Genomic DNA, 24,504 nt, shown 5'->3' with positions numbered 1-24,504 from the left:
GCAACAGACCACCACCAGATACCCAGCAGCTTACAGATGGAACCGATGCCCCTTGAGATAGTGAGCGCCCCCTCAGCAACCTCTCAAGGCGAGCATCATGGACGACACTCAAGACATAACCCTGCCCAACGCTACCGATGCGCAGGCCCTCCAGGCCCTGATCCCTGATCTGGTAACCGATTGCCCCGACCTGTACGCCATGGCGTACCAGGTCGCCAAAGACATTCTCATCCAGCACAACATCACGGATATCGAACCCGACAAGGTCTACTGGCATCGGTTTAATGCCGCTCAAAGCAGCTCGAAGACCTTTACCGGCTGGCAGCATGTGTTTGAAACACCCAGGGAGTCGATGACCTTCCCGCAACTGGTCATGCAGCGTTTCAGCGTCCACGACCAGGACAACGGGGACCTGCTGGACGTTGACAGCGGTTTCTACCGTGCCGACGGCAATGCCGGAAACTACGATGAAACCAACGAGATTCGCCTGCATGCCAGGGATGTGTTGAAAACCTTCTGGGATATCAATTTCGCTGACCGTTACAAAACGGCCATCGCGACGTTCTGGGAAAAGCACAGCGACAACTTCCGTGCGCTGGCCAAGTGCACGTTCATTGCCAAAGCCATTGAAGACTACGAGAAGGGATACCTGACCCGCGAACACTTCACCCTGGTGCTCAGGGCGGCCACCGGAAATGTGAGCAGGCCGCTCACCTGGCAAATGCTGCTGGACGAGGCGCCAGCAGGCAGCGGTTTATCAATCCGCAAGTTTTGCATTGACCACTTCGTGTCGACGGACATCCTCAGCATCACTGACGACAGTGACCTGAACATTCTCTACGTTCCGGGTGAACCCAGAGGATTTCACTGCTTCAACAAGGTCGAGGAGCTGCACGAATGGCTGGTCAATGAGGTCAAGGACGCTGAAGGCCGCGAACGCATGCTCATGCACTTCAAACAGGAAGAGCGAGATATCCTTCAGGAAAAGCCTACCTCGCTGGGGCACAAACTGGCCAACTTAACCGGCATTGGTTTGATCGTTCATGCGTTTGAGGAGACGGAAACCGAAAATATCGGCCTCACCCATGCCTATGAGGTATTGCCCAGTGAATATGCAGCCACGGACCATCATTTGCTCCACTACCGTGGCGAGAAAATTGCCGGTGATGCGTTCACCCATCTGAACCGGTCCACTCATGAGCGCATGCTCAGCGACGCCAATTACCTGCTGCACTCCAACGGCGAGATCAGGAAAAAACTGTGGATCGGCTATCTCAATGCCTTCAACCACACCTTCGGACCGATGGCCGCCCTTGCATGGCCGGCAGCGCTGGTTGTCATCGGCGCTGGCATCGCCAATGTCGGGCTTCACATCGACCAGGCCATCAACGCTACTACCCCTGCGGAACGCAAGGCAGCCGTCACAGGTGCCATTCTCGGTATCGTGGACGTGCTGTTCAACTTGCCATTTTTACGAGGGGCGGCCGAATTCGCAGAAGCAGCGGAAGCAGAAACAGAAGCCGAGGAGGTACTCACGGCCGAGAAAGATCCAGGAGAGTCGGGCGTAACAGTGCATCCCCCCGTCGAGGCCATTGCATCCCGCCCAAGCGATTCCGACATATTGGCTCCTTTTGAAACCAATGAAATTCTCGATGGCTATTCCCCAATCAACGCCGAAGGCAAGTTTCAAGGTATCTATCAGCCTGAGACAGGCGGTAATTACATTGCCATCGGTGACAGTTTCTACCTGGTGCGCTACAGCAACGAACTGAAAACCTGGGCAATCATTGACCCGGTCAATCCTTACTCCTTTTATCGCAATATACCGGTGCGCCTGGATGAACTGGGTGAATGGGTGCCCCTCATGCGTCCCGGCCTGGTGGGCGGGGGCAAGTTTGCCGATCTGTTTGCCGATCTGCTTGCCAGGGCCGAGCCGCCACTCCCGGACTTCGATGCCCCGGCGACTGCATACGATGTCCCGCAGGACCTCAAGCCAGCCCTCAAACAGGCGGCCAAGGGTATGGCCTCGAAGGGGGATTTGAAGGACGGCTTTGTCAATCCAAACAATCCGGACGATGAGCTGGAAGCCTTCAAGAGACTGCGCCGAACGCTGCACAACGACGCCGTGACCTTCTATTCGCAACCGCCGCTGCAACCCAGACCGACCATTCCATCGTTCATCGCGAATGCAAAGTTCAAGGACATCATCAAGACCCTTTTCAAGCGGTCACAGAGCCTGGTCATCGGTGAAAGTCACGACAGCGTGGGCAGCAAACAGTTTCTGGTCGAGAACATGAGCGTGCTGCGCAAACAAAAGATCAAAACCCTGTACATGGAGCATCTGCTGACCGATTTCCATCAGGCTGACCTGGATGTGTTCAACCGCACTGGAGTGATGTCCGAGGATCTGGAAAGCTACCTCAAGGACCTTGATGCAGGTTTTTCGACTGACCCCAGCGAACAATTCACCTTTGAGCAGGTGGTCAGGGCGGCGCAAAAAAACCATATTCGCGTTCAGGCCATCGACTGCCTCGCCAGTTACCGCAGCACTGGCATTCAGGGGGCAAACATCAATTTTCGGCAAAAAATGATGAATTTCTTCGCCCGCCAAGTCATCGACGCCGACCAGACGGCCAGAGGCGCGCATCGCTGGGTGGCATTGGTCGGGAACAGCCACGCCAATACCTATGCCGGCGTGGCGGGTGTCAGCGAACTTGAAGGCAGTATCGGGTTGCGTATTGAAAGCGTAGGCCCGGATGAGCTCGGCGGTATCAAGGTCGACCCGGGGGTGGCCGACGACGCGGCTCCCGGGCGAGCAGCCGGTTTTGCCAAAAATGACTTGTTGCTGCAAATCCCGACGCCGAAAAGCGTGATCCTGGCGCAAAGGCTGGAGGATGGCCTGCCCAGGCCGGGCATGTACGCCCTCAGCATCAGTACCGGTGAACCCTTTCTGGTTCACCGCAGCAGAACCCTCAGCAACAGAGTCATCACCAGTAACGGCATCATCACCCGTGGCAAACTCGTTCGAACGCCCATCAAGCATGATGCAGATGGGTACTACGTCGAACGGGATGCCTGGCAGATCAACGGCCGACGCTTTCAAAACCCCGACGCCTTGAGTTCAGCGCTGCACAGAATGGGCATGACCCCCGTCCGACTACCAGGCGTCTAAAACGCAAAAAGGCCGTGTGAACAGTGTTCACACGGCCTTTCAGTTACCTGCGATCAATCAATCAATCAATCAATCGTGTAGCCCCTGCGCTGATCGAACTCCTGATACTTCTGCGAGATGGCAGGATCATTAAAGGATCCTTCGACAGTGTCCACCGAGACAAGACCGTTAAGACCTTTAACAGATTGAATAGCAGCTTCCCACTTTCCCGGATCCAGAGGTAGCTCGATGAAGTCCTTCAGGTAATCATCAAGGATGCCCTTATCGGGAGTCTCGATCTCATCACTGAGCGCCGACAAGTAGGCGGACTTGTCTGTCCTGCTCCAGTTAATCGAAAATCCAGCTCGATGACACAACACCGAGTGCACCACGAGCATCGCCCTTCCATTACCGTCCAGGAATGGGTGCCCATAGGCAAAGAACCCCATCACCACGCCCGATGATTTTCTGAGAAAAGCCTTGTCCTGGCCCAGACGGAGACCTTCTTCTACAGCCCTTTTGGCTTCAGTGGGAGGGCAAAAGTAAGTATCTGCCTTGGAAATAGCCAAATCAGGAGAAGTGCTCAGTCTATCCTTGCCCGCCCAAGGATAAAGATCTCCGAACAGGAGTTTGTGAACATGCAGAAAATTACCGTAGGTGATTACTCTCTGCTTGGCCAGGTAAGCCATGGCGTCCGACAGGTTCGCGCTGAACAAGTCGTGCTCAAGGTGTTTGACGATGTTGAGGTCTTTTTCACCCACAACATTCCTGAGATACCCCTTCGCTTCGAAGTCCTTGAACGGATCAAACACGCTGTCTTTCTCTCAAGTAGTTGGCGAGTAGATGAACCGCTTCTGTGCCGGTGACCTTTTTCTCTTTTTTCAACGCAATGACCAACTGCTCAATTGAGTCGGTACGAACATCATCCCCGGCCAATCTCGAGACATTCTCTGCCCATTCATCGGCATATGTTTTGACGTAGGAAACCTTACTGACCTCGGCGAGATCCAGCACGTACCGTTTGAGGCCAACAGTCGGGATGATCAAGTCACCGGTTTCAGGGTGACGCCTTACTGTATTTTTCGCTTTCCGGGAGGGCGCCCGTTCATTGATGTAAACCACCGACCTTCCGCCCAACGACAACTTGCGGCGGATCCGGCGATTGCCCTGCACGCATATTTTCGCTTCCTTGCGTGCGACCGAACGGCGCTGTCCTGAAGGCGTCGTTTGCACTGAAACGCTCATGCCGAACCGCCGAAATGCTTCGACCGCCAGTGTTTCAAGATCCTCGACAGGCGTAACGAGACCGGTGTCAGGATTTTTGAACGCTTTGGCATAAACACCAATGCCCATCCGCACAATCACGCCCTTTTTCTGCAACTCATCGAGAGCGACGGAAACTTGAGAGTGACCGCCCAGCGACGCAACGTCCGCGCGCAGGATCACATTACCCGACGTGCGCTGGATGGCCATCCGCATGCGTTCTTCAAGCTTCATGTTCAAACCTCCCGACAGCGAGCGAATACTTTACCACCTGTCGAAGCAAAACTTCTGCAGGCCATATTGCTCGCTTCGTATGCAACAGAAACAGACGTTACAAAAGCAGTGAAGCATAAAAAAGCCCCTGACCGAGACCGGTACAGGGGCTTTTCGCAACGATGACACTAGCGCGGGATTATTCCCACTCAATGGTCGCTGGCGGCTTGCTCGACACGTCGTAAGTGACGCGGGAGATGCCTTCGATTTCGTTGATGATCCGGCCGGAAACAGTTTCCAGCAGTTCGTAAGGCAGGTGTGCCCAACGCGCGGTCATGAAGTCGATGGTTTCAACGGCACGCAGGGCCACTACCCAGGCGTAACGACGGCCATCGCCGACAACGCCAACCGATTTCACCGGCTGGAACACCACGAATGCCTGGCTGACCTTGTGGTACCAGTCGGCCTTGCGCAGTTCTTCGATGAAGATGTGGTCGGCACGACGCAGCAGGTCGGCGTATTCCTTCTTCACTTCACCGAGGATCCGCACGCCCAGGCCCGGGCCCGGGAACGGGTGACGGTAGACCATGTCGTACGGCAGGCCGAGTTCCAGGCCCAGACGACGGACTTCGTCCTTGAACAGCTCGCGCAGGGGTTCAACCAGCTTGAGGTTCATTTCTTCCGGCAGGCCACCCACGTTGTGGTGCGACTTGATGACGTGAGCCTTGCCGCTTTTGGCGCCAGCCGACTCGATCACGTCAGGGTAGATGGTGCCTTGGGCGAGGTACTTGATGTTGTCCAGTTTGTTGGACTGGGCATCGAAGACGTCGATGAAGGTACGGCCGATGATCTTGCGCTTCTTCTCCGGGTCGGACTCGCCGGCCAGGTTGTCGAGGAATTGATCTTCGGCATTGGCGCGGATCACCTTGACGCCCATGTTCTCGGCGAACATGGCCATCACTTGCTCGCCTTCGTGCAGACGCAGCAGGCCGTTGTCGACGAAGACGCAGGTCAGCTGGTCGCCGATGGCTTTGTGCAGCAGCGCGGCAACTACCGAGGAGTCAACACCGCCAGACAGGCCGAGCAGTACGTTGTCGGTGCCGACCTGGGCGCGAATGTTGGCGATGGCGTCTTCAGCAATCTTCGAAGGCGTCCACAAGGCTTCGCAGCCGCAGATGTCGAGGATGAAGCGCGAGAGGATGCGACCGCCCTGCTTGGTGTGGGTCACTTCCGGGTGGAACTGCACGCCGTAGTAGCCACGAGCATCGTCGAACATGCCGGCGATCGGGCAGCTTGGGGTGCTGGCCAGGATGTGGAACTCCTGAGGCATCCTGGTGACCTTGTCACCGTGGCTCATCCACACGTCGAGGCCGAACAGGCCGTCGGCGTCGATGTGGTCTTCGATGCCGTCGAGCAGGCGGCTCTTGCCGACCACGTCAACGCGGGCATAACCGAACTCACGCAGTTCGGAACCTTCGACCTTGCCACCCAGCTGTTCAGCCATGGTCTGCATGCCGTAGCAGATACCGAAGACCGGTACGCCCAGGTCAAACACCGCTTGCGGGCAGCGCGGGCTGTCAGCTACGTGCACGGACTCGGGGCCGCCGGCGAGAATGACGCCTTTTGGAGCGAATTCGCGAATCGCTTCGTCGTCCATGTCGAACGGATGCAGTTCGCAGTACACGCCGATTTCACGCACGCGGCGGGCAATCAGTTGGGTGTACTGGGAACCGAAGTCGAGGATCAGGATGCGGTGGGCGTGAATGTCGAGGGCCATGATTCAGTCTCGTCTAAGTAATTCAGAAACAGTCGTGATTCAGAAACAACTCGGGGCTGAATAGAACAGCCCCGGTTGCTTAACTTATTGCTGGAAGGCTCAACCTACGCGGTAGTTTGGCGCTTCTTTGGTGATCTGTACGTCGTGAACGTGGGACTCGGCCATGCCAGCACCGGTGATCCGCACGAACTCAGGCTTGGTGCGCATTTCTTCGATGTCGGCACTGCCGGTGTAACCCATCGAGGAACGCAGGCCGCCCATCAGTTGATGGATGATGGCGCTCAGTGTGCCCTTGTAAGGAACACGCCCTTCGATACCTTCCGGAACCAGTTTCTCGGCGCCTGCCGAGGAGTCCTGGAAGTAACGGTCGGAGGAGCCTTGAGCCTGGGACATGGCGCCCAACGAACCCATGCCGCGGTAAGCCTTGTACGAACGACCCTGGAACAGTTCGATCTCGCCAGGTGCTTCTTCAGTACCGGCGAACATCGAGCCCATCATCACGCAGGAAGCACCGGCAACGATGGCCTTGGACAGGTCACCGGAGAAACGGATGCCGCCGTCGGCGATCAACGGCACGCCAGTGCCTTCAAGGGCAGCGGCGACGTTGGCGATGGCACTGATTTGCGGGACGCCGACACCGGCGACGATACGGGTGGTGCAGATCGAGCCTGGGCCGATACCGACCTTGACTGCATCGGCGCCTGCTTCGGCCAGAGCCTTGGCGGCAGCGCCGGTGGCGATGTTGCCGCCGATGACCTGCACTTCAGGGAAATTCTGTTTGACCCAGCGAACGCGGTCGATCACGCCTTTGGAGTGACCGTGAGCGGTGTCGACCACCACCACGTCAACGCCGGCATTGACCAGGGCAGCTACGCGATCACCGGTGTCTTTACCGGTACCGACAGCAGCGCCAACACGCAGACGACCTTGATCGTCCTTGCTGGCCAGCGGGTAGGCCTTGGCTTTTTCGATGTCGTTGACGGTCATCATGCCTTTGAGGGCAAATTTGTCGTCGACGATCAGTACGCGTTCAATGCGGTGTTTGTGCAACAACTCACGGACGTCGTTCTTGTCGGCGCCTTCCTTGACCGTGACCAGACGCTCTTTAGGCGTCATCACTTCACGGACGGAGGCGTCCAGACGGTTTTCGAAACGTACGTCACGGGAAGTGACGATGCCGACCAGGTCGCCATCGTGCAGTACCGGAACGCCGGAGATGTTGTGCATGCGGGTCAGTTCGAACAGTTCACGAACCGTGGCGTCAGCCTCGATTGTGATCGGGTCCTTGACCACGCCGGCTTCGTAACGCTTGACCTTACGCACTTCGGCAGCTTGCTGCTCGATGGTCATGTTCTTGTGGATAATGCCGATGCCACCTTCCTGAGCCATGGCGATTGCCAGACGGGCTTCAGTAACGGTGTCCATGGCGGCAGAAACCAGAGGAATATTCAGCTCGATGCCACGGGTTAGGCGGGTCTTGAGACTGACTTCGTTAGGAAGCACCTCGGAATAACCAGGCACTAGGAGAATGTCGTCGAATGTCAGAGCTTCTTGGCTGATACGCAGCATCGCGGGGGCTCCCGAGCGGGAAAATGGAAGCGCGCCATTATAGTCAGACACCCCCTCGGGTTCAATGTAAAACTCTGTCTATTATCGACACGGTCGATCGACGGGTATTTAACGCCGAATTCTGTAGGAACAAGCGGTGCGGCGATCCGACTTGCCCGCGATGGCATCCTTAAGTCCGCCATCGCCAGCAAGCTGTGCTCCTACAGTTCGACTTTCACCCAACTGACAGGCTGATCCAGCCAATCGGCAAATTCGTCGATAAAGCTCTGTTTGAACCCGGCCTCGGCCCAGTTGTTGAAGATAAACCCCAGGTTGGAAAAGCCGCATTCCTGCAGGAAAAGAAAGCCGTTGATGTCATCTTCATGCCCGCACTCCGGACACGTGAAGTTATCGGTGCGCCCCGGCATCCAGTCTTCCAGGCTTTCGAACAACGCTTCGCCGACTTCCTTGCGGCACTCGGCGCAACCCGCCTCTTCAAGGAAACCCTTGGCCGGCGTATAGATGCAGCGCTTGGTGATGATTTCCAGGCCATTGATCGGTTCGCCGAACGGCAGCGCTTCAGGGTGAAGCACTACAGCGCGGGCACCGTCGGCGATGGCATGAGCCATGCGGTTGCCAGTGCGACCACAAGTGGTCAGTTCTTCTTTAATGATGTTCTTGCGCACCAGCCAACGCACGACCGCCCGGGCCCGGGGTTCGTGCACCGGCAGTGTGGAGATTTTCGGGACGATGATGCTTTGCGAATTCATGGTGCGGCCTGCTGCAACGCTTTAACGAAGCCCGGCAGCATAAGCACCCGGCTTCAGAGGTCAAGCACTCAAATAACGTCCGATCAAGGCAATTCCGCTGGCCAGCACCAACCAGGTCACCAGCCGCACGAACGCCTCGCGGGACAATCTCATGGTCAACCGCCGGCCGATCCACAGCCCCAATGCCATGGCCGGCAGTAAACACAGCGCCAATACCAACAAGGGTAGCTCGGCGTACACACCTGCGACGACAAACAGGCTCAAACGCACCACCGTGCTGCAACTGATCAGCGCACTCTGGGTCGCCCGGGCCGCCTCTTTGGGCAGGCGACTGTTCAAATAGATCGCATATAAAAAGCCGCCACTGCCAAACAATGCCCCGAACATCCCGCCCACCGTGCCCATTGGTACGGCCCAAGCGGCGGACAATTGTGTCGGACGGGTTTTGACCCACAGGCTATAAATCGCATAAGCGCTGATAAACAGCCCCATCAACAGCAACAGCACATCGGATTTCAGGTTCAGTAGGAAAATCACCCCCAACGTGCAGCCCACCGCCATGCACGGCAGCAGCCGCAGCAACTCGGGCTTCGCCACATCCCGTCGCGAAGGCAGCAGATTGCCGAACGCCGCGACGAAATCCAGCAGCACCAACAGCGGCACGATCTTCGACAGCGGCATGAACAGGATCAGAATCGGCCCGGCCACCAACGCGGTGCCGAAACCGGCAATACCGAACACGATGTAGGCCAGGGCAATGCCCAACGCGATTACCAGCCAGTCCGTAGCGCCGAAGGGCCATTGGTTCAACAGCTCAAGTACATTCATTCCATGCCTTCCTTGATTCCCGGAGCTGACTTTACCCCTTGTGGGAGCGGGCTTGCTCGCGAATGCGGTTCAACATTCAATATTAATGTCGACTGGCACACCGCATTCGCGAGCAAGCCCGCTCCCACAGGGGATTTTCGTTGGTGCATGGAGATTCAGCGTCGAATGCCTTTAAACTGCGCCCCATGATTAAAGATCCCTTTGCAAGACTCGGCCTGGACCGTGAAGTCCTGACTGTCAGCCAGCTCAACGGCCGCGCGCGGGTGCTGCTCGAAGACGTGTTCAGCAACATCTGGGTCGAAGGCGAAATCTCCAACCTCGCCCGTCCGGCGTCCGGCCACGTGTATTTCACCCTCAAGGACAGCGGCGCCCAGGTGCGTTGCGCACTGTTCCGGCAGAACGCGGCGCGAGTGCGTCAGGCCTTGAAGGATGGCTTGGCGGTCAAGGTCCGCGGCAAGGTTTCGCTGTTCGAGGGCCGTGGCGACTATCAGCTGATCCTCGATACCGTGGAGCCGGCCGGTGACGGTGCGCTGCGTCTGGCCTTCGATGCGTTGAAGGAAAAACTCAGCGCCGAAGGCCTGTTCAGCGCCGAGCGCAAAGTGCCGCTGCCAGCGCATCCACAACGCATCGGCATCATCAGCTCGCCCACCGGCGCGGTAATCCGCGACATCATCAGCGTATTCCGCCGCCGTGCGCCGCAGATCCAACTGACGTTGATCCCCACTGCCGTGCAGGGTCGCGAAGCCACTGCGCAGATTGTCCGCGCATTGAAACTGGCGGACGCCCGCGGTTTCGATGCGTTGATCCTGGCCCGTGGCGGCGGTTCGCTGGAAGACCTCTGGTGCTTCAACGAAGAAGCCGTGGCCCGCGCCGTGGATGCCTGCGTGACGCCGATTGTCAGCGCCGTCGGCCATGAAACCGACGTATCGATCAGCGACTTCGTGGCCGACGTCCGCGCCCCGACGCCGTCCGCCGCTGCCGAACTGCTCGCGCCGGATTCCAGTGACCTGGTCCGTCGGGTCGAAAGCCTGCATCGACGTCTGGTGATGCGTATCCGCGACCGCTTGATGCGTGATCGACTGCGCCTGGAAGGCATGTCTCGCCGCTTGCGCCATCCCGGCGAGCGTCTGCGCCAGCAAGCGCAGCGCCTGGACGATCTGGACATGCGCATGCGCCGCGCGTTCGAACGCAGCCTCAATACCCGTCGCGAACAGTTGATCCGCCTCGAAACCCGCCTCGCCGGGCAACATCCCGGTCGGCAGCTGGCGATGCTCCGTCAGCGCCTCGACAGTCTTGCCGAACGCCTGCCCCGTGCCATGCGCGAAGGGCTCAAATCCCGTCGCCTGCAACTGCAAAGCCAGATGCAGACGCTGCATGTGGTCAGCCCTTTGGCGACCCTTGGCCGTGGCTACAGCATTTTGCTGGACGAACGCGGCAACGCGATCCGCAACGCCGCGCAAACCCACAATGGTCAGCGCCTGAAAGCCAGACTTGGCGAAGGCGAGCTGCAAGTGCGGGTCGAAGACAATCACCTGACGCCTGTCACCCTTTCTTTACTGGATTGATCCATGCCGCGTTTTTTAGCTCCGCTGCTGTTGCTGTGCCTGACCTTCAACGCCCACGCCGACAGTTACATCACCCGCCTGTTGAACAAACCGGTGCCGGGCGGCGTAGCTGTGGTGGATCTGGGCGCCTCGGTGCAGGCGCCGAAGGCCAGTTATCAGGGCAAACCGGTGCTGGTGGTCAAGGAACAGAACAACTGGCTGGCGATTGTCGGCGTGCCGCTGACGGTTAAACCGGGCACGCAGCAGGTCAGCAGTGACGGTCGCACTCTGAATTTCAACGTGGGTAACAAGAAATACCCGGAACAGCACATCACCCTGAAGAACACGCAGCAGGTCAATCCGAACCCGGAGAATCTCAAGCGCATCGAGGGTGAGTTGGCCGAACAGATCCAGGCTTACCGCAGCTTCAGCCCAAACACCCCGAGCAACCTGTTGCTGGACAAACCGGTCAACGGCCCGCTGTCGAGCAAGTTCGGCGTGCGCCGCTTCTTCAATGGTGAAGAGCGTAATCCTCACGCAGGCCTGGACTTCGCAGTGCCTGCCGGTACGCCGATCAAGACCCCGGCTGCCGGTAAGGTGATCCTGATCGGTAACTACTTTTTCAACGGCAACACGGTGTTTGTCGATCACGGACAGGGCTTTATCAGCATGTTCTGCCACATGTCGAAAATCGACGTGAAGGTGGGCCAGCAATTGGCCCGTGGTGGAGTGGTCGGGAAAGTGGGTGCCACCGGGCGCGCGACCGGGCCGCATATGCACTGGAACGTCAGCCTGAATGATGCGCGGGTTGATCCGGCGATTTTCATTGGAGCGTTTCAGCCATAAATAGTTGTCGAGGCTACTGACCTCTTCGCGGGCAAGTCGGATCGCCGCACCGCTTGCTCCTACAGGGGTTGGTGTCGTACGCAAAATTTGTGATCGACACAAAACCTGTAGGAGCAAGCGGTGCGGCGATCCGACTTGCCCGCGATGGCGATATCACTGGCGCCGTTTATTCCGCCTCAAGATCCTCAATCCCATGAATTTCCCTGTGCGCCAGACACTCTTTGATCCAGGCCTGGGTTTCCTCCGAAAAGCCCGCCAACTCTTCAGCGCTGATCAACTCATGAGTACACAGCCCCAGCAAGTGAGCAGGCGCCTCATTGCGTGAGTGGCTGAACACGCCAAACGCCCAATACAGCTCCTGTTGACCGGCCTTCAGCCTTTCCTCGCTGGCTTCAATACGCTCGTAAGGTGCAATGCTTTTATCCAGCACCGTGCGCTCGACCTCCTCCATGATCCGGATGCATAGCCGCTCATGGGCCAACGGACGCAGTGCGCTATAAAGCTTCCAATCCGACTCGTTCATTGCCGACTCCTGCCTGCCAGTAGTCCTTGGTGAGGCTTTAAGAATAGCCGCGCTGACACGCCCCATCACCGAAAGCCTTCAATTGCGCATCGCTCAAACCTCGCGCAAACATAAAAACAATCACCACCGTTCACCGCAATAAAATCTCGATAACCACGACTTTTCGAGGATTCCTCTCAATTTTTTTCGACCGCTTGCCATCCTTCACCCTCGCGGTTAGGGTTGAAGGCATGAAAACCTCTCACACCCTCATTCAGCTTCGCCAGCACCGCAGCCTGTGCCTTGTCAGTGCACGACTGCCAGGCTGAATCGCGGTGCCTCGTCCTACGCTTTATCCCCAGAACATTTGATCCACCGGCAGGCCGCCTTTTTTCGGCCCACACAATAAGGATTCCCCGATGAGCATGCTCAAAGACCCGTCTTCGAAATACCGCGCGTTCCCGACCATCGACATCCCGGACCGCACCTGGCCGTCGAAGACCATTACCGCCGCGCCTATCTGGTGCAGCTCCGACCTTCGTGATGGTAACCAGTCGCTGATCGAGCCAATGGACGCGGTCAAGAAGCTGCGTTTCTGGAAAACCCTGGTGTCGGTCGGAGTGAAAGAAATCGAAGCGTCGTTCCCGGCGGCTTCGCAAACCGACTTCGACTTCGTGCGTACCCTGATCGAAGGCAACCACATCCCGGACGACACCACCATTCAGGTGCTGACCCAGGGCCGTGAAGATTTGATCGAGCGCACCTTCGAATCCCTGCGCGGCGCGAAGAAAGCCATCGTTCACCTGTACAACGCCACCTCTCCTTCCTTCCGCCGCATTGTCTTCAACCAGGACAAGGAAGGGGTCAAGGCCATCGCCGTGAACGCGGCCGAGCTGTTCGTCAAATATGCCGCCCAGCAGCCAAACACCGAGTGGACCTTCGAATACTCCCCAGAAACCTTCAGCGCCACTGAGCTCGAGTTCGCCAAAGAAGTCTGCGACGCAGTGATCGAAGTCTGGAACCCGACGCCTGAGCACAAGGTGATTCTCAACCTGCCAGCCACTGTCGAATGCGCGACCCCGAACATCTATGCCGACCAGATCGAATGGTTCGGCCGTCACATCAACCGTCGTGACAGCGTGATCATCAGCCTGCACACCCACAACGACCGTGGCACTGGCGTTGCGGCCACCGAACTGGGCCTGATGGCCGGCGCCGACCGTGTCGAAGGCTGCCTGTTCGGCAACGGCGAACGTACCGGTAACGTCGACCTGGTGACCGTGGCGTTGAACCTCTACACCCAGGGCATTCACCCTGAGCTGGACTTCTCCGACATCGACGGCGTGCGCAAAGTCGTCGAAGAATGCAACCAGATCCAGGTGCACCCACGTCACCCGTACGTCGGCGACCTGGTTCACACCGCGTTCTCCGGTTCCCACCAGGACGCCATCCGCAAGGGCTTCGCCCAGCAGAAACCGGACGCCCTGTGGGAAGTGCCGTACTTGCCGATCGACCCGGCCGATATCGGCCGCAGCTACGAGGCGGTGATCCGCGTCAACAGCCAGTCGGGCAAGGGCGGTATCGCTTACCTGCTGGAACAGGAATACGGCATCAGCTTGCCGCGTCGCATGCAGATCGAGTTCAGCCAAGTTGTGCAGCGTGAAACCGATCGCCTGGGCCTTGAAATGACAGCCCAGCAAATCCACGCGCTGCTGCACAGCGAGTACTTGCAGGCCAACACCCCGTACGCGCTGGTCAGCCATCGCCTGCAAGAAGAAAACGGTCACAGCGCCGTCGAAGTGGAAGTCTCGGGCAAAGGTCAGGGTGAAACCAACCTGCACTGGCGTGGCAAAGGCAACGGTGCCCTGGAAGCGCTGGTGGCCGGTCTGCCGATTCCGGTTGAGATCATGGACTACAACGAACACGCCATCGGTTCGGGCACCAATGCCAAGGCGGCGGCCTACATCGAGCTGCGTGTGAACGGTGAACGTGCGGTGCACGGCGTCGGGATCGATGAAAACATCACCACCGCCAGCTTCAAGGCCCTGTTCAGCGCGCTGAACCGCTCGCTGAGCCAGCCGGAAGCGAAAGCGGCGTAAGCCTTCGCTGCAACGCAAAAGGCCCCGAGGTGCAAACCTCGGGGCCTTTTTGTTTGCCTGATGTTTAAGCGTTGTCTGTTATGGCCCCTTCGCGAGCAAGCCCGCTCCCACATTTGATCGGGGTGTACACAAAGTCTGTGTTCACATCGGTCAAAGTGGGAGCGGGCTTGCTCGCGAAGAGGCCCTGTCAGGCAGCGACGATATCAGGTGAACTCGAACGTATCGGCATCCAGATTCGCCGGAAAGCGTGTCCGATAAGCCTGAAGATCCGCAGCGTTCAAAACGACCTGAAACACGCCATCGGCTTCGCCCGCACTGAGTAACGTCTCACCCTGGAAGTCCAGGACCTGACTGTCGCCGGTATACGCGAAACCTTTGCCGTCAGTACCAATGCGATTCACCGCCGCCACATAGCAGAGGTTTTCAATCGCCCGCGCTGGCAGCAAGCGGTTCCAGTGCTGACGCCGTGCCCCCGGCCAGTTGGCGGTGTACAGCAGCAAATCGGTGTCCTGAGCATCGCGGCTCCAGACCGGGAAGCGCAGGTCGTAGCAAATCAGCGGACGCACTCGCCAGCCCTTGAGTTCGAACTGCACCTGACGCTCACCCGGCGTGAAGTGGTTGTGCTCGCCGGCCATGCGGAACAGATGGCGCTTGTCGTAGTGCCACACCTCCCCGTCCGGCCGCGCCCACAACAGGCGATTGCGATGGCTGCCGTCAGCCGCTTGGACGATCACACTACCAGTGATCACCGCATCCAGTTTCGCTGCCTGAACCCGCAGCCATTTGCTGGTCGGACCATTTTCCGACTCGGCGAGGGTCTCCGATTCCATGGAAAAACCGGTGGTAAACATCTCCGGCAGGATGATCAGATCCGCCCCGCGAGCCTGTTCCAGCAACGGCTCGAAATGCTCCAGATTGGCCTGACGATCGTGCCAGGCCAGGGTGGTCTGGATCAGCGCGATGTTCAGATTGGGTAGCGCACTCAGATCACGCATAGTTTTGCCGCTGCTTCACGCAGGGTCTCCTCGCGTTTGGCGAAGCACAGGCGCACCAGGCGCTGGCCTTCGGGTGGGGTCTGGTAGAACACCGAGATCGGGATGCTCGCCACGCCATGTTCACGGGTCATCCACAACGCCATCTCGACATCATTGAGGTCCGGGCGGATCTGCGAGTAATCGACCAATTGGAAATACGTACCGGCCACTCGGGTGAAACTGAAGCGTGACGGCGCCAGCAGATCGCAGAACAGATCGCGCTTGGCCTGATAGAAAGCCGGCAGTTCTTCGACGTGTTCCGGGTGCTCGGCCATGAAGTCGGCCAAGGCGTATTGCAGCGGTGTTACGCCGCAGAAACTGACGTACTGGTGAACCTTTCGCAGCTCGGCGGTGAGGGCCGGCGGTGCGACCACATAGCCGGTTTTCCAGCCAGTGACGTGATAGGTCTTGCCGAAGGAGCTGACTACGAATGCACGCTGATACAGCTCTTGGTGATTCAGCACGCTGACGTGAGGCACGCCATCGAACACCAGGTGTTCGTAGACCTCATCGCTGATGACATAGATGTCGCGGTCTCGAATCAAAGCCGCCAGCTGATCCAGTTCGGCACGATTGATCAGCGCGCCGCTTGGGTTGTGCGGGGTGTTGAGGATGATCATCCGCGTGCGCGGCGTAATGGCTTCACCGAGTTTCTGGAAGTCGATGGCGAAGTCATTCAGGCCCAGCTGCACATGAACGCAGCGACCACCGGCCAGCTCAACCGACGGTGCATAACTGTCGTAGGCCGGATCGAAGACGATCACTTCGTCACCGCTGTGGATAACCGCTTGAATAGCGCAAAAGATCGCCTGGGTTGCACCGGGCGTGACGGTCACTTCATGGTCGGCATCCACATTGACGCCGTAGCTGCGGGCGATCTTCGCCGCAATCTGCTGACGCAATGCAGGAAGGCCAGTCATCGGCGAATACTGGTTGTGGCCACTGGCGATATGCCGACCGACCGCATCGCACAGGGCCTGCGGCGCATCGAAATCGGGAAAACCCTGGGACAGGTTCAGCGCCCCGGTTTGCGCCGCAAGCTGAGACATCTGAGTGAAGATAGTGATGCCGACATTCGGCAGCTTACTGGTGATCATCGGTGATTCCCTGCTCTACACCCGGCTCTACGGCGGCACGGGAAAGCCCGAGGATAGCCCAAACGACAGGCATGAAAAAGGGCGCCATTGGCGCCCTCTTTACTTCACCGACTTGGACGCAGAGCGTCCGAGGCTGCATTCCCACGCAGAGCGTGGGAACGATCACAAAACCTGAATCAGCGCTTGTCGCGGCGCTTCTTGTCGGCCTTTTTGTGGTGCGACATCATGCGACGCTTCTTGTTGACCTGGCGATCGGTCAGCGAGGTCTTGTTGCCTTCGTACGGGTTCTCGCCGCCCTTGAACTCGATGCGGATCGGCGTACCGACCAGCTTCAAGACACGACGGTAAGTGTTTTCCAGGTAACGAACGTAAGACTTCGGCACCTTCTCGATCTGGTTACCGTGAATCACGATGATCGGCGGGTTCGCACCACCCAAGTGGGCGTAACGCAGCTTGATCCGGCGGTTGTTGACCATCGGTGGCGCGTGCTCACCGACCGCATCTTCCAGAATCGTGGTCAGGCGGTTGGTTGGCCAGCGGGTGACCGCAGACTTGAACGAGTTCTGTACGGAGGCGTAGAGGTTGCCCACGCCCGTGCCGTGCAGGGCCGAGATGAAGTGAATGTCGGCGTAGTCAACGAAGAACAGTCGACGTTGCAGCTCGACCTTGACGAAGTCGCGCTCGCTCGGCGTCATGCCGTCCCACTTGTTGATCGCGATCACCAGCGCACGACCCGACTCAATGGCGAAGCCCAGCAGGTTGAGATCGTGATCGACCACGCCTTCGCGGGCGTCCATCACAAAGATCACCACGTTGGCGTCTTTGATCGCCTGCAAGGTTTTGACCACGGAGAATTTTTCAACTTCTTCGTGGATCTTGCCGCGCTTGCGCACACCGGCGGTGTCGATCAGCGTGTACTTCTCGTCGTTACGCTCGAACGGGATGTAGATACTGTCGCGGGTGGTGCCGGGCTCGTCATAGACGATTACCCGGTCTTCACCGAGCATGCGGTTGACCAGGGTCGACTTGCCGACGTTCGGGCGGCCGATGATCGCGATCTTGATCCCGTCTTTTTCGCTAGGGCCAGGAATGCGCTTGGCTTCCTCGCCTTCGGCAACGATCTCTTCCTCGCCTTCTTCCAGCTCGTCATCGTCTTTCGGGAAGTCGCTGAGGGCGATTTCCAGCATCTGGGTGATGCCACGACCATGAGCACCGGCGATCGGGATCGCGTGGCCCATGCCCAACGGGGCGAATTCAGCGCGGGCCATTTCAGGGTCGATGTTGTCGACCTTGTTGGCAACCACGTAAGAACGCTTGTTACGTTTGCGCAAATGCTCGGCGATCATCTGGTCGGCGGCGGTGAAGCCGGCCTTGGCATCTACCAGGAACAGAACGACATCCGCTTCTTCAATGGCCAGCAGCGACTGCTCGGCCATTTTTTCGTCCATACCGTGCTCGTCACCGGAGATACCGCCGGTGTCGACCAGAATGTAGGAACGCCCTTGCCACTTGGCCTCACCGTATTGGCGATCACGGGTCAGACCGGACAAGTCGCCGACGATGGCGTCGCGAGTCCTGGTCAGGCGGTTGAACAAGGTGGACTTGCCGACGTTCGGTCGGCCCACCAGGGCGATTACGGGAACCATGCGGCTCTCCACTTCGTTATTTCAGAAAATACAAAAGCCGCTGCGAGGCAGCGGCTGGTGCTCGGGGCAGCGCCTGTAAGCGCTGCGAGCCCCGCATAGCGGGGCCGCCTGGGGTGTTAACCCCAAGCATAGTCAAACCATTACTTGATGGTCAGGGCTTCCAGCTTGCCACTGTTGCCATACAGATAAATCGTGTCACCCACCACCAGCGGACGGGCACGCAGGCCGTCGCTGTCGATGCGCTCGCGGCCGACGAAACGACCGTCCACCTGGCTCAGCAGATGCAGGTAACCTTCCATATCACCGACTGCAACATAGCTGGAGAACACTTCTGGAGCCGACAGTTGACGACGGGCCAGCGAATCGTTGCTCCACAAGGCTGTGGTGGAACGTTCGTCGACGCCTTCAACGGTGCCCGAAGACAGGCTCACGTAGACGCTGCCAAAACCCTGGGCGACACCGGCATAGCTGGAAGCATCACGCTGCCAGAGCTGACGACCGCTTTCCAGATCCAGTGCCGCAACGCGACCCTGATAGCTGGCGACATACAGCGTACCGCCGGACAGCAGCAGGCCACCGTCGATATCGACAACGCGCTCCAGCTCCGAACGACCTTGTGGAATTGCTACACGTTGTTCCCATACCGGCACGCCGTTGGAAATATCGAGAGCGACCACTTTACCGGTCGACAGGCCAGCCACCGCGAGGCGGTTGGTGACGATCGGCGCACTGGTGCCGCGCAGGGTCAATACCGCCGGAGTGCTGTCATACAACCAGCGCTGGTTGCCGGTAGTGGCATCCAGACCGATCAGACGGTCATCCTGAGTCTGAACTACAACGACATCACCGTTGTTGGCCGGCGGTGCGAGGACTTCACTGGACACGCGAGCGCGCCATTTCTCTTCACCGTTGATGGCGTCCAGGGCAACGATTTCACCCTTGATCGTACCGATCAGGAGCAGACCGTAACTGACACCGACGGCGCCGGAAACAGGCAGTTCAAGATCTTTCTTCCATTTGACGTCGCCATTGCTGCGATCCATCGCCATCACCACACCGGTGACGTCGGCGGCATAGATGGTATCGCCATCGATCGCCGGAACCAGCATGTTGTACGAATCGCCCTGACCGTCACCGATCGAACGACTCCACTGCTTTTGCAGAACCACTTCTTCTTTGAAGTCGGTCAACTCGGCCGGTGGCAGTTCTTTTTTGCTGTTGCTGCTGCAACCCGCGGCCAATATGGCCAGAGCCAGCAATGCTGCATGTTTCCAACGAATCACGTCACGCATCCCCTTTGGCCAGATCGTCCAGCTTGATTTGTAGGCCACCCACTGCCGCTTCATCCGACAGTGCCGCCTTGGCTTTTTGATACGCCGTGTTCGCTTCGTCGGTACGACCCAACTGCACCAGCAGGTCGCCTTTGAGTTCTTCGCGAGTGGCCAGGAATGCTTTATCGGCATCGCCTTCGAGCAGTTTCAGGGCTTCATCGGCCTTGTTCTGCGCGGCCAGCACCTGCGCCAGGCGCTGACGAGCAATTTCGCCCAGCGCCGGGTTGGCCGGTTTGGCAACAATGGCTTTCAGCTCGCTGGCTGCGTCATCCAGCTTGCCGCTGTCGACCGCAACTTTTGCCACGAACAGGCTGCCGTACTGCGCGTAAGCGCTACCGCCGAACTCGCTGTTGAGCTTGCCGGCCAGGTCCGCAACACGGGCGGCATCAGGCTTGCCGTCTGGCGTCAGCGTGGTTTCCAGCAGTTGCTGATAGAGCATCGAGGCGCCTTGCGACTGATTGCTCTGATACTTTTGAAAGGCCTGCCAGCCGAACACGATGACCAGCGCCAACAGGCCGCCAGTGACCAGGGGCTTGCCGTTGCGTGTCCACCAGTCCTTCAAATCCGACAGCTGTTCGTCTTCGGTACTCGACACCCCAATACTCCTTAATCGCTAAATCGGCTGTTTGACAGCTTCAACCCTGCACGACGCAGGTGGCCAGGTGTGCAGCAAGCGCATCCCAGGCAATGCTTTGTTGTTCGCCCTGGCCACGCAGGGGTTTGAAACCTACCACTTGCTGGGCCATTTCGTCGTCACCGAGGATCAGCGCGTACAACGCACCGCTCTTGTCGGCTTTCTTGAACTGGCTTTTGAAGCTGCCGGCGCCGGCATTCACTTGCAGGCGCAGGTTGGGCAATTGATCACGAACACGTTCACTCAGGGCCAGACCGGCCAACTCGGCGGCTTCACCGAAGGCGCAGAGGTAGACGTCGACCTGACGGGAAATCTCTTCCGGGATCTGCTCCAGGGTTTCAAGCAGCAGCACCAGGCGCTCGATGCCCATGGCGAAACCAACGCCCGGGGTCGGCTTGCCGCCCATCTGCTCCACCAGACCGTCGTAACGACCACCGGCACACACGGTGCCTTGGGCGCCCAGCTTGTCGGTGACCCATTCGAAAACGGTCTTGCTGTAGTAATCCAGCCCGCGAACCAGCTTCGGGTTGATCACATAAGGAATGCCGGCGGCGTCCAGGCGAGCCTTGAGGCCCTCGAAGTGCACGCGGGATTCTTCGTCGAGGTAGTCGGCCATTTTCGGCGCGTCGACCAGCACGGCTTGAGTGTCTGCGTTCTTGGTATCCAGAACCCGCAAAGGGTTGGTCTTCAGACGGCGCTGGCTGTCTTCGTCCAGCTTGTCCAGGCGGGCCGAAAGGAACTCGACCAGCGCTTCGCGATAACGACCGCGGGACTCGGCGGTACCCAGGCTGTTGAGCTCGAGCTTGACTGCATCACGGATGCCCAGCTCGCCCCACAGGCGCCAGGTCAGCACGATCAGCTCGGCATCGATGTCCGGACCGTCAAGGTTGAAGACTTCGCAACCGATCTGGTGGAACTGGCGATAACGGCCTTTCTGCGGACGTTCGTGGCGGAACATCGGGCCGATGTACCAGAGTTTCTGCACCTGTCCACCGCCGGTGATGCCATGCTCAAGCACCGCACGCACACAGGCCGCCGTGCCTTCAGGGCGCAGGGTCAGGGAGTCGCCGTTGCGGTCGTCGAAGGTGTACATCTCTTTTTCGACGATGTCGGTCACTTCACCGATGGAGCGCTTGAACAGCTCGGTGAACTCGACGATCGGCATGCGGATCTGCTTGTAACCGTAGTTATCCAGCAAACGCGAGACGGTGCCTTCGAAATGACGCCACAGGGGAGTCTGCTCGGGCAGGATGTCGTTCATGCCACGTATGGCTTGCAGAGACTTGCTCACTATAAATCCTTAAATTCGTTCGACTTAGCCGCGCGCAATGACTGCTGCGTCAGCTGCGACCTTTTCGGCCGCTTTCTGGCGGATCAAGCGTTCAAGCTCATCCACCAGATTGTCATTCGTCAGTTTCTGCGACGGCTTGCCGTCGATGTAAATCAGGTTTGGCGTGCCGCCGGTCAAGCCGATATGGGCTTCCTTGGCTTCGCCCGGCCCGTTGACCACGCAACCGATGACCGCGACATCCAGCGGCACCAGCAGGTCTTCGAGGCGCCCTTCCAGCTCGTTCATGGTTTTGACCACATCGAAGTTCTGCCGCGAGCAGCTCGGGCAGGCGATGAAGTTGATGCCACGGGAACGCAGGTGCAGGGATTTGAGAATGTCGTAGCCGACTTTCACTTCCTCGACCGGGTCGGCCGCCAACGAGATGCGAATAGTATCGCCAATCCCTTCGGCGAGCAGCATACCGAGGCCCACGGCGGATTTCACCGTGCCTGAACGCAAACCACCGGCTTCGGTGATGCCCAAGTGCAGCGGCTGAACGATTTCCTTGGCCAGCAAGCGGTAAGCGGCGACGGCCATGAACACGTCAGAAGCTTTCACACTGACCTTGAAGTCCTGGAAATTCAGGCGTTCAAGGTGCTCGACGTGACGCAAGGCAGATTCAACCAGCGCAGCCGGAGTCGGCTCGCCGTATTTCTTTTGCAGGTCTTTTTCCAGGGAACCGGCGTTCACGCCGATACGGATCGGAATCCCGCGATCACGGGCGGCATCGACTACCGCACGCACGCGGTCTTCACGACCGATGTTGCCCGGATTGATGCGCAGGCAGTCAACGCCCAGTTCGGCTACGCGCAGAGCGATCTTGTAGTCGAAGTGAATGTCGGCAACCAAAGGTACTTTGACCAGCTTCTTGATCTTGCCGAAGGCTTCAGCGGCATCCATATCGGGAACGGAAATTCGCACGATATCGACGCCAGCCGCTTCCAGACGATTGATCTGGGCCACGGTGGCAGCGACGTCATTGGTGTCGCTGTTGGTCATGCTCTGCACAGCGATAGGCGCATCGCCGCCAACAGGCACGTTACCGACCCAGATCTTGCGGGATTCGCGACGTTTGATTGGAGATTCGCCGTGCATGACTTATTGACCCAACTTCAGGCGAGCAGTCTCGCCACTGGTGAACGGAGCGACATCAACCACCTGCCCGTTATAGCTGACCTGCGCGCCACGGGCGAAGCCCAGACGCACGGAAAACGGTGGCTTGCCGCTCACGGAAACGTTTTCGCCTTTACGCTTTAGACCACTCAAAAGCACCTTGCCGGTGCCATCGGTCACTTGCGTCCAGCAATCGGCAGTGAATTGCAGTTGAACCTGGCCTTGGCCGGCAACCGGAGCAGCCGCTGCTGGAGCGGGAATGGTCGGAGTAACCGAAGCGGATGCAGGCAGGGCTGATACGACAGGGGCAGTCGGGGCTGGCGCTACCGGAGTAGCGACAACTGGCGCAGCGCTATGCGCGGGTGCCGCTGGCGTTGGCGCTGGTGCAACCGGTGCAGCAGGCGCAGTCGCTTCAGCTTCGGCCGGTGCTTCACTCGAAGTCTCGGATTGCGGCAACGCAAGAGCGGTTGTGCCTTCAACCTGACCTTCCGCGACGGCCTGGTCTTCCGGCTCGTCCAGCGGATGGATCTGGGTGGTGCCGTCAGCGCCTTCGACTTCAACGTGTTCCGGGCTCAGGCTAGTCAGGTCTTTGGTGCGCAATGAGGTTTGATCCTGCCACCAGACAAAACCACCACCAATCACAGCGATCAGCAATAGCAGGCTGACAATTCGCAAAATGGTGTGGGAAACCCGAACCGGCTCTTCGATACGTCCCAGGCTATGAACGTTGCTGCCCTGGGAGTCGGTGCCGGTGGATTGGTCGAACTGTTGGACCAGTACGGTTTGATCCATGCCGAGCAATTTCGCGTAGGCGCGAATATAACCGCGAGCAAAGGTATGCCCAGGCAGCTTGTCGAAAGCGCCGGCTTCCAGATTGCTCAGGGAATTGACGGTGAGGTTGAGCTTGAGGGCCACTTCGGCCAGCGACCAGCCATTGCTTTCGCGAGCCTGGCGCAAAGTCTCACCGGGATTAACGCGATTCGCTGCTACAACTTCGGGATGCGCCGCTTTCATCATTGCTCCGACAGGTATTGCTGATATTCCGGCGTACCGGGATAGAGTCGTTTTAGTTGCAGGCCAAAACTGGCGGCCTTGTCGCGATCATCAAACACTTTTGCCAGCCGAACGCCGAGCAATAGACTACGTGCATTTTGCTCGGTGAGCTGGCTAAAACGATCGTAATAGTCACGCGCGGGCACATAATGCCTGTCTTCGAAGGACAACTCAGCCATTTCCAGCAATGCTCGTGGCTGTTGGCGATTCAAACGCAGGGATTTTTCCAGCTGCTGCTGCGCCAGATCGCGCTGCCCCAGCTTCGAAGCGGTCATTCCAAGGTTCTCGAACACTCGCGAACGCTCAGGATACAAGGTATCGGCGGCGGCCTGTTCAAAGCGCTCGTACGCCTCTTTGTAGCGTTTCTCTTCGAAAAGAAAACTGCCGTAGTTGTTCAGGATTCGCGCATCGTTGGGGCGGGAAGACAGCGCCTTGCGAAAATGCTGATCCGCCAGCTCCGGCTCCATCTCGGCCTGGAATACCAGACCCAGCGCAGCGTTGGCATCCGGATCCGAGTCATCCAGATCCAGCGCTTTCTTCAACGGTACTTTCGCCCGTTCGGTCATGCCCTGCTGCAAGTACCCCAAGCCCAGCTGCACATAGGCAACGCGCGCTTCATCGCGGCCCTTGCTGGTCTTCATCGGGTTGAAATCGCCCGACAGGACACAGCCAGCACACAGGCTGGCCAACAGCAAAAGCAGCGCTAAGCGCAGGGACATAGAGAT

The 24,504-nt window shown here is 58.5% G+C and carries 20 protein-coding genes; 4 read left to right on the top strand and 16 right to left on the bottom strand.

Annotation, left to right across the window (positions count from 1 at the left end; genetic code table 11):
• Positions 1-97: 97 nt before the first annotated feature.
• Positions 98-3,172: a membrane-targeted effector domain-containing toxin gene (locus CKW16_RS25340; protein WP_095131592.1), complete on the top strand. Its 3,075-nt coding sequence runs from the start codon at positions 98-100 to the stop codon at positions 3,170-3,172.
• A 65-nt stretch (positions 3,173-3,237) separates the two neighbouring features.
• Here the strand turns inward: CKW16_RS25340 and CKW16_RS25335 are convergent, their stop codons facing one another.
• The 6 genes from CKW16_RS25335 to CKW16_RS25310 all read right to left on the bottom strand — a co-directional run bounded on the left by CKW16_RS25335 (position 3,238) and on the right by CKW16_RS25310 (position 9,550).
• A complete protein-coding gene (locus CKW16_RS25335) occupies positions 3,238-3,963 on the bottom strand; it encodes a Fic family protein (protein ID WP_095131590.1) in 726 nt (241 codons plus the stop codon).
• On the bottom strand, positions 3,956-4,648 hold the full coding sequence (locus CKW16_RS25330) for a hypothetical protein (RefSeq protein WP_095131588.1): 693 nt from the start codon (positions 4,646-4,648) through the stop codon (positions 3,956-3,958). Before CKW16_RS25330 ends, CKW16_RS25335 begins: the two co-directional genes overlap by 8 nt.
• Before the next feature lie 178 nt (positions 4,649-4,826).
• Positions 4,827-6,404, bottom strand: a complete 1,578-nt coding sequence (gene guaA, locus CKW16_RS25325) for a glutamine-hydrolyzing GMP synthase (protein ID WP_008147787.1) — start codon at positions 6,402-6,404, stop codon at positions 4,827-4,829.
• 99 nt (positions 6,405-6,503) lie between these two features.
• Positions 6,504-7,973: an IMP dehydrogenase gene (gene guaB, locus CKW16_RS25320; protein ID WP_008147785.1), complete on the bottom strand. Its 1,470-nt coding sequence runs from the start codon at positions 7,971-7,973 to the stop codon at positions 6,504-6,506.
• 200 nt (positions 7,974-8,173) lie between these two features.
• Positions 8,174-8,722, bottom strand: a complete 549-nt coding sequence (locus CKW16_RS25315; RefSeq protein WP_046046046.1) for a hypothetical protein — start codon at positions 8,720-8,722, stop codon at positions 8,174-8,176.
• 60 nt (positions 8,723-8,782) lie between these two features.
• The gene (locus CKW16_RS25310) at positions 8,783-9,550 is read right to left on the bottom strand and encodes a sulfite exporter TauE/SafE family protein (protein ID WP_095131586.1); all 768 of its coding nucleotides are present in this window, start codon (positions 9,548-9,550) and stop codon (positions 8,783-8,785) included.
• A gap of 185 nt (positions 9,551-9,735) precedes the next feature.
• On the opposite strand from CKW16_RS25310, the gene xseA reads away from it, so the two are divergent.
• Complete coding sequence (gene xseA, locus CKW16_RS25305; protein ID WP_095131584.1) at positions 9,736-11,115, top strand: exodeoxyribonuclease VII large subunit; 1,380 nt, start codon at positions 9,736-9,738, stop codon at positions 11,113-11,115.
• A gap of 3 nt (positions 11,116-11,118) precedes the next feature.
• Complete coding sequence (locus CKW16_RS25300) at positions 11,119-11,940, top strand: peptidoglycan DD-metalloendopeptidase family protein (RefSeq protein ID WP_095131582.1); 822 nt, start codon at positions 11,119-11,121, stop codon at positions 11,938-11,940.
• Between the two features lie 166 nt (positions 11,941-12,106).
• Here the strand turns inward: CKW16_RS25300 and CKW16_RS25295 are convergent, their stop codons facing one another.
• Positions 12,107-12,463, bottom strand: a complete 357-nt coding sequence (locus tag CKW16_RS25295; RefSeq protein ID WP_095131580.1) for a hypothetical protein — start codon at positions 12,461-12,463, stop codon at positions 12,107-12,109.
• A 398-nt stretch (positions 12,464-12,861) separates the two neighbouring features.
• On the opposite strand from CKW16_RS25295, the gene leuA reads away from it, so the two are divergent.
• Complete coding sequence (gene leuA, locus CKW16_RS25290; protein ID WP_095131578.1) at positions 12,862-14,541, top strand: 2-isopropylmalate synthase; 1,680 nt, start codon at positions 12,862-12,864, stop codon at positions 14,539-14,541.
• A gap of 203 nt (positions 14,542-14,744) precedes the next feature.
• Here the strand turns inward: leuA and CKW16_RS25285 are convergent, their stop codons facing one another.
• From CKW16_RS25285 to pilW, 9 genes are all read right to left on the bottom strand, one after another.
• Positions 14,745-15,536, bottom strand: a complete 792-nt coding sequence (locus CKW16_RS25285) for an amidohydrolase (RefSeq protein WP_095131624.1) — start codon at positions 15,534-15,536, stop codon at positions 14,745-14,747.
• Positions 15,524-16,672, bottom strand: a complete 1,149-nt coding sequence (locus CKW16_RS25280) for a pyridoxal phosphate-dependent aminotransferase (protein WP_095131576.1) — start codon at positions 16,670-16,672, stop codon at positions 15,524-15,526. The genes CKW16_RS25285 and CKW16_RS25280 overlap by 13 nt, the downstream gene beginning before the upstream one ends.
• A 176-nt stretch (positions 16,673-16,848) precedes the next feature.
• Positions 16,849-18,318 (bottom strand): ribosome biogenesis GTPase Der, encoded by a 1,470-nt coding sequence (gene der / locus CKW16_RS25275; RefSeq protein WP_008147761.1) that lies wholly within the window; start codon positions 18,316-18,318, stop codon positions 16,849-16,851.
• Between the two features lie 140 nt (positions 18,319-18,458).
• On the bottom strand, positions 18,459-19,610 hold the full coding sequence (gene bamB / locus CKW16_RS25270; RefSeq protein WP_095131574.1) for an outer membrane protein assembly factor BamB: 1,152 nt from the start codon (positions 19,608-19,610) through the stop codon (positions 18,459-18,461).
• Positions 19,603-20,244 (bottom strand): tetratricopeptide repeat protein, encoded by a 642-nt coding sequence (locus tag CKW16_RS25265; RefSeq protein ID WP_095131572.1) that lies wholly within the window; start codon positions 20,242-20,244, stop codon positions 19,603-19,605. Before CKW16_RS25265 ends, bamB begins: the two co-directional genes overlap by 8 nt.
• A gap of 40 nt (positions 20,245-20,284) precedes the next feature.
• Entirely contained in the window at positions 20,285-21,574 is a 1,290-nt protein-coding gene (hisS, locus tag CKW16_RS25260) for a histidine--tRNA ligase (RefSeq protein WP_095131570.1), read from the bottom strand.
• Between the two features lie 24 nt (positions 21,575-21,598).
• Complete coding sequence (gene ispG / locus CKW16_RS25255) at positions 21,599-22,708, bottom strand: flavodoxin-dependent (E)-4-hydroxy-3-methylbut-2-enyl-diphosphate synthase (protein ID WP_046046035.1); 1,110 nt, start codon at positions 22,706-22,708, stop codon at positions 21,599-21,601.
• A 3-nt stretch (positions 22,709-22,711) separates the two neighbouring features.
• Complete coding sequence (locus CKW16_RS25250) at positions 22,712-23,740, bottom strand: RodZ family helix-turn-helix domain-containing protein (RefSeq protein WP_095131568.1); 1,029 nt, start codon at positions 23,738-23,740, stop codon at positions 22,712-22,714.
• Positions 23,740-24,498, bottom strand: coding sequence for a type IV pilus biogenesis/stability protein PilW (pilW, locus tag CKW16_RS25245; protein WP_095131566.1), 759 nt, complete (start codon positions 24,496-24,498; stop codon positions 23,740-23,742). Before pilW ends, CKW16_RS25250 begins: the two co-directional genes overlap by 1 nt.
• Positions 24,499-24,504: the final 6 nt, after the last annotated feature.

Source organism: Pseudomonas sp. Irchel s3h14 (assembly GCF_900187425.1).
In the GTDB taxonomy this organism is placed as follows: domain Bacteria; phylum Pseudomonadota; class Gammaproteobacteria; order Pseudomonadales; family Pseudomonadaceae; genus Aquipseudomonas.
The sequence above is the reverse complement of the archived record's forward strand: the minus strand, read 5'-3'. Positions and strand labels throughout refer to the sequence as shown.

Bases quoted from the DNA above. Each gene is read 5' to 3' on its own strand.
- CKW16_RS25340 (WP_095131592.1), top strand. From the start codon at position 98: ATGGACGACACTCAAGACATAACCCTGCCCAACGCTACCGATGCGCAG.
- CKW16_RS25330 (WP_095131588.1), bottom strand. From the start codon at position 4,648: ATGAAGCTTGAAGAACGCATGCGGATGGCCATCCAGCGCACGTCGGGT.
- guaA (WP_008147787.1), bottom strand. From the start codon at position 6,404: ATGGCCCTCGACATTCACGCCCACCGCATCCTGATCCTCGACTTCGGT.
- guaB (WP_008147785.1), bottom strand. From the start codon at position 7,973: ATGCTGCGTATCAGCCAAGAAGCTCTGACATTCGACGACATTCTCCTA.
- CKW16_RS25315 (WP_046046046.1), bottom strand. From the start codon at position 8,722: ATGAATTCGCAAAGCATCATCGTCCCGAAAATCTCCACACTGCCGGTG.
- CKW16_RS25310 (WP_095131586.1), bottom strand. From the start codon at position 9,550: ATGAATGTACTTGAGCTGTTGAACCAATGGCCCTTCGGCGCTACGGAC.
- xseA (WP_095131584.1), top strand. From the start codon at position 9,736: ATGATTAAAGATCCCTTTGCAAGACTCGGCCTGGACCGTGAAGTCCTG.
- CKW16_RS25300 (WP_095131582.1), top strand. From the start codon at position 11,119: ATGCCGCGTTTTTTAGCTCCGCTGCTGTTGCTGTGCCTGACCTTCAAC.
- CKW16_RS25295 (WP_095131580.1), bottom strand. From the start codon at position 12,463: ATGAACGAGTCGGATTGGAAGCTTTATAGCGCACTGCGTCCGTTGGCC.
- leuA (WP_095131578.1), top strand. From the start codon at position 12,862: ATGAGCATGCTCAAAGACCCGTCTTCGAAATACCGCGCGTTCCCGACC.
- CKW16_RS25285 (WP_095131624.1), bottom strand. From the start codon at position 15,536: ATGCGTGATCTGAGTGCGCTACCCAATCTGAACATCGCGCTGATCCAG.
- CKW16_RS25280 (WP_095131576.1), bottom strand. From the start codon at position 16,672: ATGATCACCAGTAAGCTGCCGAATGTCGGCATCACTATCTTCACTCAG.
- der (WP_008147761.1), bottom strand. From the start codon at position 18,318: ATGGTTCCCGTAATCGCCCTGGTGGGCCGACCGAACGTCGGCAAGTCC.
- bamB (WP_095131574.1), bottom strand. From the start codon at position 19,610: ATGCGTGACGTGATTCGTTGGAAACATGCAGCATTGCTGGCTCTGGCC.
- ispG (WP_046046035.1), bottom strand. From the start codon at position 22,708: ATGCACGGCGAATCTCCAATCAAACGTCGCGAATCCCGCAAGATCTGG.
- CKW16_RS25250 (WP_095131568.1), bottom strand. From the start codon at position 23,740: ATGAAAGCGGCGCATCCCGAAGTTGTAGCAGCGAATCGCGTTAATCCC.
- pilW (WP_095131566.1), bottom strand. From the start codon at position 24,498: ATGTCCCTGCGCTTAGCGCTGCTTTTGCTGTTGGCCAGCCTGTGTGCT.